Origin of the sequence: Cyanobium sp. BA5m-10, assembly GCF_024346255.1 — a bacterium.
GTDB lineage: Bacteria > Cyanobacteriota > Cyanobacteriia > PCC-6307 > Cyanobiaceae > Cyanobium_A > Cyanobium_A usitatum.
This window is the reverse complement of the sequence record NZ_JAGQCP010000018.1, coordinates 19321-37459: the sequence shown is the minus strand read 5'-3', so window position 1 is coordinate 37459 and position 18139 is coordinate 19321. Positions and strand designations below refer to the sequence as shown.

The 18139-nt window shown below is 55.7% G+C and carries 12 protein-coding genes; 4 read left to right on the top strand and 8 right to left on the bottom strand.

Translation table 11 applies throughout. From position 1 onward, the window contains the following. Positions 1 to 105 precede the first annotated feature (105 nt). The 3 genes from gluQRS to KBY85_RS08115 all read right to left on the bottom strand — a co-directional run bounded on the left by gluQRS (position 106) and on the right by KBY85_RS08115 (position 2304). The gene (gene gluQRS / locus KBY85_RS08125) at positions 106 to 1074 is read right to left on the bottom strand and encodes a tRNA glutamyl-Q(34) synthetase GluQRS (protein ID WP_396121832.1); all 969 of its coding nucleotides are present in this window, start codon (positions 1072 to 1074) and stop codon (positions 106 to 108) included. A 90-nt stretch (positions 1075 to 1164) separates the two neighbouring features. Next, positions 1165 to 1440, bottom strand: a complete 276-nt coding sequence (locus KBY85_RS08120; RefSeq protein ID WP_006911342.1) for an HU family DNA-binding protein — start codon at positions 1438 to 1440, stop codon at positions 1165 to 1167. Positions 1441 to 1632: 192 nt separating this feature from the next. Beyond that, positions 1633 to 2304 carry an MBL fold metallo-hydrolase gene (locus tag KBY85_RS08115; protein WP_254961003.1) on the bottom strand — a complete coding sequence of 224 codons (672 nt, stop codon included), beginning with the start codon at positions 2302 to 2304 and terminating at the stop codon, positions 1633 to 1635. A 202-nt stretch (positions 2305 to 2506) separates the two neighbouring features. Between KBY85_RS08115 and KBY85_RS08110 the strand changes: the two genes are divergently transcribed. Together KBY85_RS08110 and KBY85_RS08105 are read left to right on the top strand one after the other, a co-directional pair. Next, the gene (locus KBY85_RS08110; RefSeq protein WP_254961012.1) at positions 2507 to 4573 is read left to right on the top strand and encodes a glycogen-debranching protein; all 2067 of its coding nucleotides are present in this window, start codon (positions 2507 to 2509) and stop codon (positions 4571 to 4573) included. Between the two features lie 101 nt (positions 4574 to 4674). Further along, positions 4675 to 6684, top strand: a complete 2010-nt coding sequence (locus KBY85_RS08105; protein ID WP_254961002.1) for a tetratricopeptide repeat-containing sulfotransferase family protein — start codon at positions 4675 to 4677, stop codon at positions 6682 to 6684. A gap of 175 nt (positions 6685 to 6859) precedes the next feature. Here the strand turns inward: KBY85_RS08105 and KBY85_RS08100 are convergent, their stop codons facing one another. Continuing rightward, entirely contained in the window at positions 6860 to 7123 is a 264-nt protein-coding gene (locus KBY85_RS08100; RefSeq protein WP_254961001.1) for a hypothetical protein, read from the bottom strand. A gap of 204 nt (positions 7124 to 7327) precedes the next feature. On the opposite strand from KBY85_RS08100, the gene KBY85_RS08095 reads away from it, so the two are divergent. After that, the gene (locus KBY85_RS08095) at positions 7328 to 9781 is read left to right on the top strand and encodes a hypothetical protein (protein WP_254961000.1); all 2454 of its coding nucleotides are present in this window, start codon (positions 7328 to 7330) and stop codon (positions 9779 to 9781) included. On the opposite strand, the gene KBY85_RS08090 is transcribed toward KBY85_RS08095, so the two are convergent. The 3 genes from KBY85_RS08090 to KBY85_RS08080 are packed head-to-tail and all read right to left on the bottom strand — an operon-like array spanning position 9778 to position 15077. Then, complete coding sequence (locus KBY85_RS08090; RefSeq protein ID WP_254960999.1) at positions 9778 to 11154, bottom strand: HlyD family secretion protein; 1377 nt, start codon at positions 11152 to 11154, stop codon at positions 9778 to 9780. The two genes, KBY85_RS08095 and KBY85_RS08090, sit on opposite strands and share 4 nt — an antisense overlap. Positions 11155 to 11160: 6 nt before the next feature. Further along, on the bottom strand, positions 11161 to 14310 hold the full coding sequence (locus KBY85_RS08085) for an ABC transporter transmembrane domain-containing protein (RefSeq protein WP_254960998.1): 3150 nt from the start codon (positions 14308 to 14310) through the stop codon (positions 11161 to 11163). Continuing rightward, positions 14307 to 15077 carry a peptidylprolyl isomerase gene (locus KBY85_RS08080; protein WP_254960997.1) on the bottom strand — a complete coding sequence of 257 codons (771 nt, stop codon included), beginning with the start codon at positions 15075 to 15077 and terminating at the stop codon, positions 14307 to 14309. The genes KBY85_RS08085 and KBY85_RS08080 overlap by 4 nt, the downstream gene beginning before the upstream one ends. Positions 15078 to 15084: 7 nt before the next feature. On the opposite strand from KBY85_RS08080, the gene KBY85_RS08075 reads away from it, so the two are divergent. Next, on the top strand, positions 15085 to 15618 hold the full coding sequence (locus KBY85_RS08075; protein WP_254960996.1) for a hypothetical protein: 534 nt from the start codon (positions 15085 to 15087) through the stop codon (positions 15616 to 15618). Between the two features lie 17 nt (positions 15619 to 15635). Here KBY85_RS08075 and KBY85_RS08070 read toward each other — a convergent pair whose 3' ends face one another. Continuing rightward, a complete protein-coding gene (locus KBY85_RS08070; RefSeq protein WP_254960995.1) occupies positions 15636 to 18131 on the bottom strand; it encodes a hypothetical protein in 2496 nt (831 codons plus the stop codon). Between the last annotated feature and the right edge of the window lie 8 nt (positions 18132 to 18139).

Sequence of the window (18139 nt, the reverse complement as noted above, 5' to 3'; positions counted from 1 at the left end):
GCTGCAGGGGCCCATCGGAATAGGTCATCGAAATGTCCCCATTCGAGGACTTAGAGCTATCCACCAGTGTGATCTGCTTTTCCCCACTTGATCCCGAAACCTTCCTTAAGCCTGGGCGCCCCGGAGCACTTGGTCCAGCCGCTCTGAGCTGAGTTGCTGCAGTAATTCAGCGGCTGAAAGGCGGCTGCCAGCTGGCACCAAAGCCGCACTGGCAGCTAGCTGGCCCACCACTGCCGCTGCGTCCATGCCGAGCTGGTGGTAGCCCGCTAGCCCCTCGGCGCCCTCTCGCTTGCTGAGCCTCCGCCCGCTGCCATCGCACCAGAGCGGCACATGGCCGTAGCGGGGCGGGGGCGCGCCCAGAGCCGCCATCACTGCCACCTGGGCCCCCGTGGCTCCCCAGAGATCGTCACCGCGCACCACATCGCTAATTCCCAAAACCAGCTCATCCACCGCTGTGGCCAGGTGGTACGCGAGGTAACCATCAGCCCGGCGCAACACCACATCACCAACAGCAGCTGGCCCATCGAGCTCCCCAGGAGCGCAATAGCTCTCCAGCCAATGCAGGCTCCCGGGCTCCAGCCGCAAGCGCCAGCTGGGCAGTCGCCCCTGCACCGGCCCCCAGCCGCCACTGGCTGCCCGGCAGGTGCCCGGATACACAGCACCAGCACCGTGGGGCGCAGAGATATCGGCGAGCAGGCGGCGACTGCAGCGGCAGGGATAGAGCAAGCCATGGCGCCACAGGGCTGACAAGGCCGTGGCGTAGAACCCACGCCGCTCGCTCTGACGCAGCACCGGGCCGTCCCAATTGAGGCCCAGCCAGGCCAGATCGGTCAGGATGGAAGTCTCAGCACCGGCCCGATTGCGGGGCGTGTCGAGGTCGTCGAGGCGCAGCAACCAGGCGCCCCCCCGCAGCCGGGCGTGCAACCAACTCAGCAGGGCCGTGCGCAGGTTGCCGCGGTGCAGAGCGCCGGTGGGGGATGGGGCGAAACGGCCGCGATACCCCAGCTGGCGCTGGGCCAGACCGGCCTCAACCAGGGCCTGCAGGTGGGATGGCAGCGGCGCAGCAGCCAGCAGGGGGAAGCATCAGTGAGGGGCCCACTTTGCCCTGGGCACAAAAAAAGCGGCCCCTAGGGGCCGCCGTGGCAGGAATTACTTGCAACCAGATCAGCCCTGGACGCGGTCTTTGAACATCTTGCCGGCGGTGAAGGCAGGCACCCGCTTGGCGGGGATCTTGATCTTCTCGCCGGTCTTGGGGTTCAGACCCTGGCGGGCAGAGCGCTCACGGGGCTCAAAGGAGCCGAAGCCCAGGATTGACACCTTCTTCCCTTCTACGACCGAGTCGATGATGGTTTCGATGGCGGCGTCGACGACTTGGGAGACGTCGGTCTTGGTGAGCTCGGTGCGGGCGGCAACGAGGTTGACGAGATCAGCTTTGTTCATGGGAATAGGAAGCCTCGGGGGTGGCGGTCGTGTTGCGACGAAAGGTGGCGAGTCGGAAAACCCCGACCGGCCCTGAGATGAGCGCGCCAATGGTATGGGGCTCTGGCCGCTGCTGCAACACAGAAGTGCTCCGGCGCAACGGTTTTCGTGACAATTTCCCCACATGGGGGGTCCAAGGAGGCTCCAAATGGCTCAAAAGACGAGCCCAGACAGCAGCTCCGCACCCCCATTGACGAGTTTGTCGCCGCGCAGGGCACCAAGCCCACCACCACTGGCGATCCAGTCGGGAGAGCCGGCCGGCAACCAGCTGCGCAGCCGCTCCAAACTGGCCAGCTGGCGGGGCCAATGGAAGGTGCGCGCCGTGCGCAAGGGCGCCAAAGCCGCTGGTCCGGTTGGCAACAGCAATCGCCCACAAAACAGGCCATCGACTGCTCCAGCACGCACCAGCAGCACGCAGGAGCCCGGCGTGGGCCCTGGGGTCCAGAGCAGTTGGACCCCAGGCGCCAGGGTCAGCTGCTCGCCAAAGCTGGTGCACCCCTGCACACCCGGCAGCAGGTAGGCCTCCTGCTCCTGCACCAGCACAGACCAACCCAGGGCCTCCTGCCAGCGCCGGCAGCGGCCGTGGCCCTCGCGGCTAGTGAGCACAAGCCTGCCTGGCCCCACCAGCTCAGTGCGCTGGCGCAACATGGCCAAATTTGCCTCAGTGAATCCCGGACAATCCACCAGCAGATCTCCGCCACCTCCATAAGCAGCGGCCTCCAGCAGCCAGCTGCTTCCCCCCTGGCTATCGCGGCTGGGGGCGAACAGCCACAGACCAGGGCGCACCTGCTGGGGCGGCCGGCCGGATTCGGGGGGTTGGGTCAACTGGGTCAACTTGTTTATGCAGCGGGAGCGGGCAAAAACAGGGCAAGGAGTGGAGCGCGATCCGTCCGGAGACGGGCACCTCAGGCGACTGCCTGCTGCCCCGGCCAATATTCGCGCTTAGCGTCACCGCAGCAAGCTCGGCCCCTTGACGGTCCAATTCAACAGTCCTGAGCTAGCTCCACCCCCGAATCACCACCAAGGGATTCACATCGGCCATCCCTGGCCGCTGGGGGCAAGCCTCACCAGCCGGGGTGTCAACTTTTCGGTGGTGGCCCCTCTGGCCACCCGGATCGAGCTGCTGCTGTTCGCCGACGGTGAGGCGAGCGAGCCAGCGCGGGTGGTGGAACTGGACCAGCGGCACCGCTCTGCTGATCACTGGCATGTGGAGGTGGAGGGTCTGGGCCTGGGCAGCTGTTACGGCTACCGGGCATTTGGGCCGCTGCAGCCGGGCGGCCATGGCTTTAATCCGTCCAAGGTGCTGCTCGACCCTTGCGCCCGAGCGATCGCCGGCTGGCAGAGCTATGAGCGTGGCGGCGCCGTTGGGGCGGCACCCAACACTGGCCACTGCCTCAAGGGAGTGGTAACTGAGCGCGACCGCTTTGATTTCAGCCACGCCCCCCGGCCGCGCCACAGCTGGCAGAAGAGCGTCATATATGAACTGCACGTGGGTGGCTTCACCCAGGGACCGGGTTGTCCTGTGCCAGCGCAGCTGCACGGCAGCTTGCTTGGGCTGATTCCCACCATTCCCTACCTGAAGGATCTGGGCATCACCACCATCGAGCTGCTGCCGGTGATGGCCTTCGATCCCAACGACGCCCCGGCCGGACGCCACAACTATTGGGGCTACAGCCCCTTGAGCTGGATGGCGCCCCATCCCGACTATCTGGTGGGCGATGACCCGCTCAGCGGCCGCGACCAGGTGCGTCAACTGGTGACCGCCTGCCACCGGGCCGGCATCGAAGTACTGCTGGATGTGGTCTACAACCACACCACTGAGGGCAATCAGGATGGGCCCACCCTCAGCTGGCGCGGCTTCAGCGACCGCCTCTACTACCAGCAGAGCGCCAAAGGCGATTACCAAGATGTGAGCGGCTGCGGCAACACCATTGCGGCCAATCGGCCGCTGGTGCGGCGGCTGATCCTGGAATCGCTGCGCTGCTGGGCCACGGAGCTGGGAATTGATGGCTTCCGCTTCGACCTGGGCATCGCCCTCAGCCGCGGCGACAACCTGGCCCCCCTAGACGCGCCGCCCCTATTTGAGGAGATGGAAGCCGATCCAGATCTCGGCGACCTGAAACTGATCAGCGAACCCTGGGATTGCGGTGGCCTCTATCGCCTCGCCGACTTCCCAGCCCGCCGGGTGGCCACCTGGAATGGCCGCTTCCGAGACGACCTGCGTCGCTTTTGGAAGGGTGATGAAAAAACCTGCTGGACCATGGCCCAGCGCCTGAGCGGCAGCCCAGACCTTTTCGCCAACACACCGGTGCATCCGGGTCAATGCATCACCTTCTTGACCGCCCACGACGGCTTCACCATGGCCGATCTGGTGAGCTTCAACGGCAAGCACAACCTGGCCAACGGTGAGGACAACCGAGACGGCGATAATCACAACAACACCTGGAACCACGGTGTAGAGGGTCCCAGCTCCGATCCAGCCATCACGGCCCTGCGCGAGCGCCAGCTGCGCAATCTGCTCACAAGCCTGCTGCTCGCACCGGGAGTGCCGATGCTGTTGATGGGTGATGAGGTGCGCCGCAGCCAGGGCGGCAACAACAACACCTGGTGCCAGGACAACCCCCTCGGCTGGATGCACTGGCAACCCGATACGGGCGACCTGGCCCTGCGCCTGTTTCTGCAACGCCTGCTGCATTTACGGGCCCATCTGGCCGGGCTGTTCAACCCCGAGCTACCCCTTGATGACAAACCCATAAGGCGCAGCGGCGATCGGGGCCACCTCTGGCGCCAGTGGCACGGTGTCGAATTAGCCAGCCCGGACTGGGCGAGCTGGTCCCACACCCTGGCCTGGAGCCTCAATGACAGTCACCAGGGGCCCTTGGTTTGGTGCGGCATGAACGCCTACAGCAAAGCGATGCACTTTGAGCTGCCCAGCTGCAGCCAGGGCTGGCTGCGGGTGATTGACACGGCCCTACCCCCCGGCGAAGACCTGCCTTCCGAGCCTGAGGCCTGGCTGCCCACCGGCGCACCCCTGCAAAGCCGCAGCCTGATGCTGCTGGTGGCTGCCCCCCTGCTGGAAGGCCGAAAGCTTTAAAGAGCGGGCGGCGGGAATCGAACCCGCATCATCAGCTTGGAAGGTGTCGACCCCGTGCCGTCCAGTTGAGTTACGACGCCTAAACGTATAGTCGGGCTAAAATGAAAATAGAGCTTAGAGGACAGGTGGCGAATCAAAGGTTTGGCCCAGCTGGCTTTGGTAGCAAGGAAGAAAAAGAGCAGCATTCCAAGAAGACCAATAAGCAGGCTGAGTTAGGACATTTTCTCTACCAGCAAGGAAGGCTTGAGGAGGCAGTAGCGATTTACGAAGCCCTCATTCAGGGGAAGGCAAAAAGCACCTTAATATTGGGTAATTTGGCAGCTATTTACGCACAAAAAGGGAGGTATAGCGAGGCAGAAAAGCTGCTTGAAGAAGCGCTTTCTGTAGATCAAGGTTTTTCAGAGGGGTGGGCAACCCTCGGCTTCGTTCAAAAAGCCCAAGACAATATCCACGGGGCCATCCGAGCTTATACAATATCCTTGTCATTGGCACCGGACAATTGTTATTGTCATTACAATCTTGGTAACGCACTAAGCCAAGTAGGTCGCTTTAACGAAGCGATTGAGGCCTATGGTCAAGCGCTGGCGCTAAATTCCCAATTCCCAGAGGCCCTTACCAATTTGGGATCGGCATTCCTTGAGGTTGGCAAGTATCAAGAGGCTGCTAGAAGTTGTGTTGATGCTTTGTCCATTACTCCAAACCATTTTGCAGCCCTGAACAACCTCGGCAAGGCCCAGCAAGCGCTGGGCGACAGCCGTTCTGCCATCGATACCTTTAAGAGAGCCATTGCATGTAATGCAACGTCGCCAGATCCTTTCTTTAATCTCGGCAGTGCTTTAAAGAGTATTAATGAGATTAAGGATGCAGCGGATGCCTATCAAGAAGCTCTTCGCTTGAAGCCCGAGTTTGCCGAAGCCCATTTAAACCTAGGGGCTCTCTATGCCCAGCTTGGAAGGGCACCTGAGGCCATCGCCTGCTACGAACAGGCACTGATCATTAAACCCCAACTTGTGGAGGCTCTTTTTAATCTTGCCAAGGCTTATGCCACTTTAAACAGACAAAAAGAGGCAATTATAGCCTATAACAAAGTTCTACTTATCAGCCCAAAACTTGCCGAAGCAGAACGGCAGTTATCCTTGCTTGTGGATGCGAAGGTTGATCTAGCTCCAATGCAGCGAGCGCAGGGGTGCTTAACAACCACCGACTACCCCGGGGAACGGGCCCAATTGTATTTCGCCATAGCTAAATACAAGGATGACTTGGATGATACATCAGCCTTCGACTGCTATCAGAAAGGCAATCAAGAGATGAACAAGACGTTGCTCTGGGAGCGTCCAAACATTCAGCAGTTAATCGCAACCAACGCAGCAATCGCAGATACAAAGTCAACGTGGCAGGATGAGCATGAACCAATTTTCTTGGTTGGGATTCCATGTTGCGGAGCCGATCTAGCCCAATTAGTTCTATCACAAAACCCTAAACTTGGAAAACTTGGGAAGACAGAGTTTCTAAATATAGCATCAAATTATATACTTGACTCAAATATTAATTCTATGTCCGAAGATGTGATTTCCTCTATTAAGGCCATCCACCGTGATTTTGATGTGGCCAAGCCCATCGATGATCATGACCTATTTGGATTCCAGTATTGTTCTGCGATCGCCAGTTTATTTCCACGCGCCAAGATTATCCACTGTTTTCGCAATCCAGTCGATAATTTACTTGCAATTTACACTACTTATTTAGGGACTGAGAATCCGTGGGCCTACGACTTGGATGCGATTATTGAATATTATGACTTTTATCGCCAGATCATGGCCTATCACCAGGCAAGCGCTCCAGCTGCCATGATTCACCTCAATATGGATGAAATGCGAGCAAATCCTTGGATGGAGATTCCAAATCTTATTGAGACCTGCGGGTTCGAATGGTCTAATTGCTATCTAAACATTGAGATTCTCACTCAATGCGATAAACCAGATAGCTCTTTTGCAAGTTGTGGCGGGCTAGCCAGCAAAAAGAAATCTTCTTGGCTATGGCGATCTCAACTGATAAATACATTATCGAAGAAGCTCGAATCACAAGGCTACATGGCCAGTAATTGGGCTTAAGGGATCGCTTACTAGCAGTTATCGCTTTTAAGTTTAGTTATCAGCGGGGCATTTTTCAACACAAAATCCCTTAGGGCCTTTGACGCTGTCTGGGAAAAAGTAAGATCCTGGAATGCGCAATACAGCTTGAGATCCCTATACAGCTCATCAGAAATCTGTACAGTCAAGCGCCTTGTCATTTATCGTTGGCAATGTAATGACGAAGGGCTTTAAGAACAACATCAGTAATTGTGAGGTCTTTTCTTGCGCAATAGAGGCGAAGATCTTTGTGAAACGACTTGGGAACCATTACTGAAAGCTTTTTAGTCTCTTCCTCGGGAAAGGACACTCCGGGCTGGCCAAGCTGCTGAGTGGCGTTGGGGGAGACCAAGCACAGCACTGGGGTTGGGGCGCTGGCCTCGAGGATTGAGTCATGCCAATCGTTGATCTCAATGTTCATTGATGACAGTTGGGAACCGTTGAGCTTGAACCAATCTACGTCACCAATTTAGGGACATGCAACCCCCCTTGTGGGTAGGGTTCTGAGCCCGTCTCCTGCGATAACATCGGGCTTGTGTAAGCCAATAGCAGGAGCTTCACAGGCCCGGCAACAGCCCTTGATGAACCAGATGGATCCTGTAGGATAGGGTGAGAGGTCCCTCTTATGGCCACACCTCTTGAACTGATTGGGGACAAGGTTCCCCTTAAGGACGACAAATCCCGCGTCTCCATTGAAGGAGGCCTTGCGGGAGCATCTCTTGCTGTCATCCTTTCAGTTCTGATGCCTGAGTTGGTGGAGGCCGCAGAATGGGCCGCAAAGCTCTTGGATGGACCAAGACCGGTTGAGGGTAATCCCCTAGAGGATGGTGGCCGACTGTCTTCATTCAAAGATCAAATCTCCATCGCTCCACTCAATCCGGCCCCAATCACGGGGGTAGATCAGGTTGATTTGGAAGAGGCGGGAAGGAGGGCTAATCCTCCAACCATCAGGCCTGCCACTCAAGCAATATGGGATGACCAAAGCCCGTTTGTTGGGGATTCCATCCAAGCATCACAATTAACATTACCATCAGCATCATCATCACCAGTAGGATCCGGCATAGGTAGAGAATACGGTGATTACAGTAACAATCCCGAGTACCAACCTGCAAGCTTTAGACTGGTTGAAGACGATCGTTATATCAAAGTTGATGTTAATAGCCCTGTAAGGGCGATCAGCTCTAGTGTGGATGGGTTGGGCAATGCGATTGCCAAGGCTGATTTGGCTGGCCTGGATGGTACGGCTATCAACATCAGTCCTTTGAATTATCTCGGAAGGGCTATTTCCTATAATGAAGGAAGGATACTAAAAGATACGAGTAATTTGGTCGTCAGGGCCAGTTCGATGCTCGGCCAGGGGAACCTGCTTGGCAGTGGGTTAGATATTGGCGAAACTCCCACGGTTGGCCTGGCAACAACAGGGGTTGTTGGATCGGTTGCTCGGTCCGTGCACGCTGATGCAACTGCGAGCCTGGAGGGACAAAATAGTGGCACGCGAAATAGTCAAATTTCGAGCTTCCGCGATGCCGCTGAGTTCATCAGTGTGAAGGCCAGGGACTTCATCGACCTCCTGACCCAGGCCGGAAAGCTTGCCGTAGGTCAAATTGTCAATACGACTACGGGCCTATCGAATACGATCCTGCGCACGGGTGATCGCAGTGATTCAATCCTGGTGTCAGCGAATACCCAAAGCGATGTGCTTGCTCGGCAAGGCACGGATGGGCTTTCTCTTGATATTGGCGTGAATACCATTGGCTTGGATGGAAGCACGATACGATCGAATAAGGGAGACGACGAAATTCAGGTAATGGCGAAGATGGAAAACATGAATGATTCCAATCTTCCAGGCTTTAGTATTACGATTGAGCAGGGCCTTGAGCCTACCAAGGGCGATATCAGGATCAATCTCAATTCAACGGGTCTAAGGAAGAGCACCATCGACTCCGGGCCTGGCAATGACCGTATCTTTGTCGATGCAGGCATTGACGAATATTTGGCAGCCCAAATCAGTTCTATGGCTGTCGATGCCAATCATGACCTAAATATTGATGCTTCCAAGAGCATCACAAGTCTCAATGAATCGATTATTAACACAGGCTCTGGTGATGACATAGTGCTTCTCAGGGGGGACGTGGTGGATTCCACGGTTGATCTCGGCCCCGGTCGCAATCAACTGGTGATTCAGGGCGACGTGAATGCAGGTTCTTCGATCAAGCTCAATGATGGAGATACCTATATCAACATTCCGTTGTACGGGCGCACCCAGGTGCTCACCAATGGCGATGATAACTGGCTTGCCAAGGATTCTTCCGATGTATCCTTGGTGCTTGGTGGGGATGGAAACGATACGCTTTCAAGCCGTGGTGAGTTTAAGGATCGGGTCGAAGTGATTGGTCGTGATGTTGGCAAGCTTTATAACACCGCTTTTGTCTCTGTAGAGAATGTGCAATTGGGAGGTGGCAACGATGTTGTGCTGTTCAAGGATTATGGAGCTCTATCGGGTCAGCTGGATAGTGGCAACGGCCTAGATACAGTTTCCTATGAAGATTCCAAGAACGCCCTTCTCTATTCAGGTCAGGGCGAGAATCTGTTAGACCCTGGCACCACCAGCACTGGCGGACTGGGAGGATTCGAAACTGTAATCGGTAGCAACAATGGTGATGTTTTTGTTCTTAGTAACGATCTTGCTGGTGCAGCCGATCCCCTGCGAACAATTCGCCTTGGTACCGGCAAGGATCTGATTGCTTTCAATGATGTTGGTGCATTGACCGCAGCCTGGGATGGCATTGGCGGTGCACCAGTGATTGACAACTTAAATCTTGCCACAGGCGATCAAATTGCCTATCGCTACGGTGGAGCCAATGATGCTTGGATTATCCAGAAGGATATTCCTTCCCTGCCGAATGACCTGTTCAGCTCTGGTATTGGTGAAGCTGGTTTTGGCCTGGCTATTGGTGTTTCCAATGACAACCTCTCCAGCGTCTCCCTGTATCTCACGGGTCAGCAAAGCGGCAATGTGGAACTGGCCAAGCTTAGGAATGTAACACTACCCAGTAGCTCGAATTTTGCTTCGAGTTAACGGATCGTTCTGGTGTTGTCAAAGAACATGTTGAACTTGTCGGTTACGATGGATATGACGGGCCGTTTGCTCACAATGATCAGGGCAGCCACCGACATGCCCGCGCGCAGGGTGAAGGACCGGCCTTTCTTGGTTTCGAGCACATTAGATCGAATTTCCACGGTGGCTGGAAATCGGGTGAACGGATAGGCCTGATCGGGGGGCAGGGAATATTGGCCAATGCTGGTGAGCTTGCCTTTGATTGCTCCGTATTCCGTAAACGGATAGGAGTCGATTCGGATTTCGGCAGGCATGCCCACTTTCACAAAGCCTATCTCAGAATCCTTGATAAATATTTTAACCCGCAGCTTACCATCTGAAATCAATGAAAGGCTAGGCCTATTGGGAGTAGCCAATTCACCATTGGCAATAGATAGGTTGTGGACGTAGCCATCAATGGGTGCTCGAACAACCTGCAGGGTCAGCCGATATTGCTGATCGGCGATGCGGTTTTCTACCTGGAGAAACTCTTGGGCTGCTGTCAGGTAGCGAGTAAATGTCTGCTTCCTGTCTAGGGCTGAGATGTATGAGCCTTGAATAGTTGTCTGCTTCGATTTGCGTTCAGCGCTGAGGATTTCAAGGCGCTGACGATCTTGTTGAGCCCTGAGCTTTTCAACGTTATCGGCTTGGCGAAGAGCCTCTATTTCGGCAATGGCTCCCTGAGAATAGAGTTGTTGATAGCGACTAAGAATATTTTGATTGGTTTTAAGCTGGGTCGTCGTGCCCCTGAGATCAGCCTCAGCTTGCTTTGTCTCAAAGTTAGAACGCTGGATATCCTGAATTGATGAAAGTTTTTTCAGAAGTGTTTCCTGTTGGGATACCGCCAGGTTTAATTCCGCTAGGGGGGGGATTTTATCTGGGGTTTTGAGGCCAAGGATGCGTTGGGAGACGACCAATTCGGACGACCAGAAGGTGCGGATCTTTTGGAGGTTATCGAGTACGGCAGCCGTGGATTCATCCGTGAGGTTAAAGAGGGCTTTCCCCTTGGTGACATATTCTCCATCTTTGATAAAGATTGTCTTGACGATTCCATTGACGGCGGGTGAGATTTCGCGCTTTCCTTTTGTGGGAACGAGTTCTCCGCGGGCATTAATGGAGCTGTCAATCTTGTTGAGGAAGCCGTAAATGATGGCAAAGCTCGTTAGGCCAATTAAGGCCCAAACGATTCCCCTTCCCCAGGCCCGGGTGGAGCGGGGCAAGGTGGTGCGGCGTTTGACATAGCGAGCTGAAAAGAGTTCGTTTTCATCCCCACCGTTTGATGGGGGTGCTTCCTGTTGGCCGGCTGGTACTTGGGGGCTGAGGCTTTTGGGTTTCTCAGCAGAGGAATTTGCCATCGCTGCTTAGGCCAGGACCAGCCCTGCCGGCGGCTTGCCGGGTGATGAACTACTCGACTTACTTTGCTGGCGGAAGAGGGTGAAATAGGCACCCTTGAGTGACATCAATTCCATATGGGTGCCCGATTCTAGAATCCTGCCTTCACCCATCATGATGATTCTGTCGGCCGAGGTGATTGAACTCAGGCGGTGGGTGATGAAGATGGTTGTGCGGCCCTGTAGCTCCCGCATTAGATTGTCGCAAACAACCCGTTCTGTTTGGTAGTCGAGGGCGGACGTTGCTTCGTCCATGATGAGCATTCTGGGCCGTTGCAGGATCGTTCTGGCGATTGCGATCCTTTGGCGTTGACCACCGGAAAGATTTGATCCTTTTTCACCCACTTGGTTGGAGTAGCCGGCGGGCAAGGACATGATGAAGTCGTGGGCACAGGCGACCTTGGCGGCTTCGATCACATCTTCTGTGGTGGCCTCAGGTGATGTGAGTGCAATATTTTGCTCAATCGAGCCGTCGTAGAGGATACTCTCCTGGGGCACCACGCCAAATTGGCGGCGAAGGCTGTAGAGCTCCACTTTGGTGATGTCGACATTGTCGAGAAGGATCAAGCCAGCTTCAGGGTTGTAGAGCCTTGTGAGCAACTTGGTGATCGTACTTTTGCCCGATCCAGAGAGGCCAACAACTGCCACAAATTGACCGGGTTCGATTTTCATCGAAATCGATTTTAGGAGTAGCGGAGAGGTGCGTTGGTAGCGGAAATCGATATCGCGGAATTCAACAAAGCCATTGATCGGGGGCATGCTGATGCGGGTGGCGTTGTCTTCCGGGGCTTCGACTGGCGTATCGATCACGTCGCTGAGTCGTTCGAGGGAGAGTGCCGTTTCTTGGACGCTTTGCCACACACTGGTCATACGCAGCAGGGGTGTGGTGACATAGCCTGCGATCACCCGAAAGGCGATTAGTTCTCCCAGGGTGAGTTCGCCAGCCAGTACCAGGTGGGCCCCACCCCAGATGACGAGCAGGCCAGAGAGTTTGTTGAGGAAGTCGTTGATGCTGCTTGCTGTGGTGCTAATCAGGGTGACATCGAAGCCTTCTGCGATGAAATCCGTGTAGAGCTCTTGCCACTTCCAGCGGCTTCTGAGCTCAATATTTTGGGCCTTCACGGTGATCATGCTGCCGATGACTTCAAGCAGGTGGCTTTGGGTTTTAGCGCTGGCCAGGGCCCTTTTTTGCAGCCGAGAACGTACCAGGGGAGATACAAAAATGGTGAGACCCACTAGTATGGGAATAACGGCCAGGGCAATGAGGGTGAGTTGCCAGCTGTAGATCAACATCACAACCACGTAGATCAAGGCAAAGACAGCATCGAGAATTGTGGTGAGGGCAGTGCCGGTGAGGAAGGAGCGCACCTTTTCCATTTCCCCAATCCTGCTACTCACCTCACCCACTGGCCTGCGATCGAAGTAGCTCAGTGGCAACCTGAGTAGGTGGTCCATGATTTCGGTGCCGAGGCTGAGGTCGAGGCGGTTCGTGGTGTCGTTGAACAGGAAAGTGCGCAGGCAGAGCAGCAAGCCTTCAAAGATGGCGAAGACCACTAGCAGCAGCCCGAGGATGCCGAGGGCATCGGGACTGGAGTTGATGATTGCTTTGTCAATCACCTGCTGAATCAGGAGGGGATTGATCAGGCCGAACAACTGCATGAAGAAGCTGGCCAGCAGCACTTCCGTGAGGACACCGCGATACTTCGTGAGGGCTGGAATGAACCACTTAAAGCCAAAGCGCCTGGTGGGGGTTGTGTCGAGTTTGCGGAGCAGCAGTAGTTCGCCGCTGGGCCCCCATTGCTCCTTGAGGTCTTCCGGGCTGAGTTCCACCAGGCCCACCGATGGGATGCCCACCAGAAACTTCTCTTTGGCGTAGCGGTAGATCACAGCCAGGCCATCGCCCCAAAGCAGCAGCAGGGGAAATTCCAGCCGGGAAATCGACTCGGCTTCCAATTCGAGCAGCTGGGTTTGGAGGCCAATCGATTCGGCAATGGCCCCGCAAAGGGCCAGGGAGACAACGCCGTGGCGGCTGACCTGATCACCAAAGATGCGTCGAAACAGCTCTTTGCGAAAGGGAATGGAGAGGTGATCGGCCAGCATGCGAAAGGCGGCGATCTGGGAATCGAGGGAGCCAATGCCCTTGTGGAAGGGGAAGGAGCTGACTGGCCTGGTTTGGATCTCCGCAACGTGAATCGGTTCTGGATCGGGCAGTTGGGGAGCTTCTGATGCGAGGGCCAGTTCGCTATCGGTGTCTTTGCCGCCGTTTTGGGTGGGGCCAACCCTGGTGGCACGAACCGATTCCTGGTGGTCTTTCCAGCGTTGGAACAGTTGGGCTTCTAGGTTGGTTGTTGTTGGGCTACTGGCCTGTTGTTCTGGATCTTCAAGCAGTGTTTCTAATTTTTTCGAGTCGATTCCCACGAAGCGTGTGAGTAACCCTTCAATCGATTCATCGGCTGCCTGTTTCCTGAGGTAGGGCTCCGCTTCTTCGATGGGACAGCCCGGCGGCAGGGAGCCTGCAGAGGCAATCCAGGTTTTGCCTTCCGGTAGTTTGGCCATCAGCTCTGTTGTGCCAATGCTCAAATACTGAGAAATACTGACGGAGAGAACCTGGGAATCTTTCGAGAGCTGGCGCGACGTTTCCAGCAGTTTTTCGCCAACGACGAAGGGATATTTGCTTAAGTAAGCATCCAGGATGTAGAAGACTTCGCTGGGGTTAACACTTTGGCGAATGCGGTTCGCAAAGCCTGCATTCATGGCCATTGCCGATTGGATGGCCGTGTAGGGAACGGCAATCACCACCGTTTCGGAGGCAGCGATGAGGGTTTCGAGGCAGCGGCCACAGCTGAGGGGGGTCCAACCAACCAGGGAGCCGGGCTGGAACTTCTGAAGCGTGGCCAGCTGTTTGGGCAGGCTTTTGGAATAGACGACGGAACGAACGGAGCCTTGAATCAGAAAGAAGAGGTATTGGGGCGGCTGGTTGAGCCTGGCAAGGCTATCGCCGAGTTTGTATTTAATGTAGCGGGCATCTTTTGATAGCTCATCAACAACGTCTGCCGGCTGGTCGGCCAGGAAGGGAAAGAGGAGAAGGGTATCCCTGACGGAGGTGTTGGCTTCGCTCATGCGGCTTGGACGAGGGTCTCCACGCAGTTTTTAATGGTGGCCTCGAGATCTTTTTCATAGAGTTCCCGCATCAGTTGCATGCGGGTTTCATCGGTCATCCGGGCTGGCTGGGTGTGCACCAGGCTGAGGATGAGATACCACTGGTCCACTTGGATCGGAGGGTGGACCTCTTCAACGGCGAGGGCCGTGAGGGCTTTTTGGATGGCGGGGTGTACTTGCAGCACAGGTACGGGGCCGACGAGGCCTTTGGTGTAGCGTTCATCGCCTTCTGAATAGCGCTGGGCTACTTCTCCAAAGGTTTCGTCGCCATCGATGAGCCGTAGGTAGAGCTCGTCTGCGACGCCCGGGGATGAGACTCGGATGACGGCATAGACCACCTTTTCGAGGGCTGCCCGGCGTTCGAGGAAATAGGGATCGATCAGATCTTGATAGGTATCGAGGATGAGTTTTCTCAGTTGCATCTCGCGATAGCGACCGGTCATGATGGGCTTCAGGTTGTCTGGAGCCTGGTTGATCGTATCGATTGGGTTTGCAAGTATGGTCTCTGGTGGTATGGGCAGACCTTGGCTGATTTGCTTATTGACCATGTCTAGGTCTTGCTGCCCAAAGGCAACTTGATTGATAATTAGCTGGCTGGCTATGTTTCTGATGATTTGTGGTAGCAGCTGCAGTTCTGCCAGGAGTACGGCGAGGCTCTTTTCTTGCATTGCAGCGAGCTGGGCTGTCATCGCCGCTTCCAGGGCTTCTTTGGGGATCAGCTCAGCCATTCTTTGATTGTATGAGCGCCAGGAGCCCAAGCAAGGTCTTGCTTGCTTTTATGCTGGACCCATTATGGCCCATACGGCAGGCATGGGACTGGTTGCTGCGATTCTGGCTTCCGTGGGGGTGATCGCACTCGCCATTGTGCTTGCTCGAGCGGCATGGCGGGTTTTTTTGGTGCTGGCTTCTAAAAGTATCGACGGTGTGCGCGATAGGGGCCAGGTTGACCAGGTGAGGATGAATTACAACCGCCTGTTGTATTTGATCGAGCAGGAGCGTAGGCGTAAGGAAACAGAGCAAAAAGCTCGCTTTACTGATCTCAACGGCCAACCCGTTTATTTAACCTTGGTTGAGCAGGGTTTGTTTCGGCGGGAGTGTTTGGTGTCTTTGGGGCTGGTTCCTGCTGAGAAACCCAAAAAGAAGCAGGTGCGCAGTCATTGGCGCAAAAATGTGATTCGGTGGCACCCGGACCAGGGGGGAGATGGCCAGCAATGGCTTGTGAGGCTAAGGGCCTATGAAGCCCTGATGGCGATGGAGGAAGCGGTTTGAGAGATTTTTGGGGTTATTTATAACGCGATCGGCACACCCATGCCTTCGCCGGTGGCGCTGCCAAAGCGCACGTTGGAGTGGTTGAAACCAGCACCGTTGTTGATATTGATGATCCCCATGCTGATGGAACCTGAGCTCCAATCGCCATCGGCATCGTAGAGAAGTTGGCGGGTATCGCTGGCATAGGCAATGGATGGCATGGCTTTGCCCAGATTGTTAATATCTTTCAGGGATCCCACAATCACGCCGATGCGATTGGGGTGGTTGGCTGAAGTTTCGACGGCATCGAGTTCACCATCAGAACCAATTTTAAAGAGAGTTCCTTCTGATTTCCAGGTGGTTTCGTCGAGGTTGGCAAGGGCGGCATTGAGTTCGACGGTGTCGCGCCAGGGACCAGCTTCGAAGCTGCTGATCACATCGATGTTGCGAACGGCGCCGGTGCCATTGGCAGTGAGGGAGCCATCAGCACCTCTGTTGGCAAGGATTGAATTTTGGACGGCAACGGTTTGGGCACCAAGCAGAACGCCTTCTTTCCAGAGGAGATTTTTTTCATCTGGGTTGAGTTTGGCCCAGAAGGCAGGATCGGTGAGGGCCGTATTCACCTGTTTGCTGGATGTGGCCATCAAGGAGGCACCACCATTGCCCATCAGGAAGTTGTCGACGCTTTCAGCATTGCCGACCAGGATGTCTTGGCCGTAGCCGCCATCGAGGGTTTGGAGATTGAAGATGCTGTCTGCTTGCTTACCGGAAATCAGCATGTCATTGCCGATGTCACCCCAGAGGTTGATATCACCACGTACGTTGCCCGTGATTTGTAGATAGTCGTCGTCTGCACCACCCCAGAGGGCCGTATCTTTGGCGCGATCGAGGATGATGCTGTCGTTGCCAAGCGAGCCGTAGAAGGTGGCCACATTGGAGGCCCCTCGAATGACGTCACTGCCCATGCCGGAATCGACTTTGGTATTGCGGAAGCCGTTGTAGCCATTGAGTTCGTAGGGATCGCGGGCCCCTTGGTCGAGGTAGACGGTGCTGGAGAGGACGCCATCGCCATTGGCATCAAGACCGGCATCGGTTTCGCTCATTACAACACCGAGGATGCGATCGTCGCCTTCGTTGGCGTAGATGGTGACGTTGTCGAAGCCTGCGGCATCGAGCACACCGGCGAGGTGGTTGAAGCGGTTGCCGTAATAGATGCCGTCGTCGATGACGCCACCGGTTGCGACGATCAGATCAGCGCCGCGGTGGGTGTAGATCTCGGTATCGCGGATACCAATACCCACGACGTTGATGCGATCAACTTCTGTTGGGCTAATGATGTGATTGTTGCGGCTCAATAGATCGACGGTGGCAAGACCACTGCCGGTAATGGTGGAATTGAGGGTAGGTGCGCCGTAGAGGGTGGAGCTATCAACACCGATGGCTTGGGAAATGATTTGGAGGTTTGGATTGGGCTCTGGGGTGAAGACAACCCGGCCGGCATCGGCGGGATCAAGACGATCCCAGCCGCTGCCAACAATCATTGAGGCCTTGGCTGTGGCCGAACCACCCATGGTGGCGACGCCATTGCCACTGCCATTGGGTACGTTGTAAACAACGGCATTCTCTAAGCCCTTGGCATCGGCGGTGATGTAGGTGGTTTTGATCAGGTCGGATTCGACCCTGTGATCAACCTGGGCGTCGGCGGCTACGTTGGCGAGGGGTTGGCCATAGATCAGGTTGCCGGTGTAGAGGGTGTTCCCGTAGGCGGGATCAACCTTGCCCGTGGTGGGATTGATGACATCGTTGCCGCCACCTTCCAGGCCTCGAACAATCGCCGTGCTTTTGATATTGGCTTGGGTGATGCCACCGCGGACATCACCGAGAAGGCTGTCGTCGATTGTTAACGACTTTGCTGTTAGGGGCGATGCCTGGGTACCGATTTGGAGCAAGCGCCCAAAACGGTCGGTGAAGTTGATGTTGGCCAGACCAATTTGAATGGCCTCGGCGTTGGTGTAGGTGTTACCGCGCCCTGATGTATAAGCAATGGCATCGGATGTGCCGGTGATGGTGCCGCCACCACCTTTGATCGTTAGGTTTGGAGAGTTGTAGAGACTGGCATCATCAACGGTTGCCGGATCACTAAAAGCAATCGGTTGGCCGGTTTGGGGGTCAACACCGTCGGTTTTGACTGGTGTTCCAGTTGGGTAATCTTCTTTGACAATGCCTGTGAAAAGACCTGTATCGGTCTCTGCTAGTTCACCTACCGCTTCAACTTGTTTAACAGTGCCCGTGAACCTCCCGGTGGGAAGGATCAGGACGGGCAGATCGCCGTGCTCGGTTTCGTAGTGGTTGAGGGGTTGGGCGGAAGGAGCGGTGAGCTCGATGCCAACATCGGAGAGGAAACGACTGTTACCAGCACCGATACCACGGGCAAAGGCCTGGGCATCGGTAGCGAGCTCCCCGCCGGCAAGGCTGGTATCGCGAAGGACCTGTAGCTCACGGGTGGTGGCCTTGGCGGTTGGGTTGATGCCCAAGACCAGGT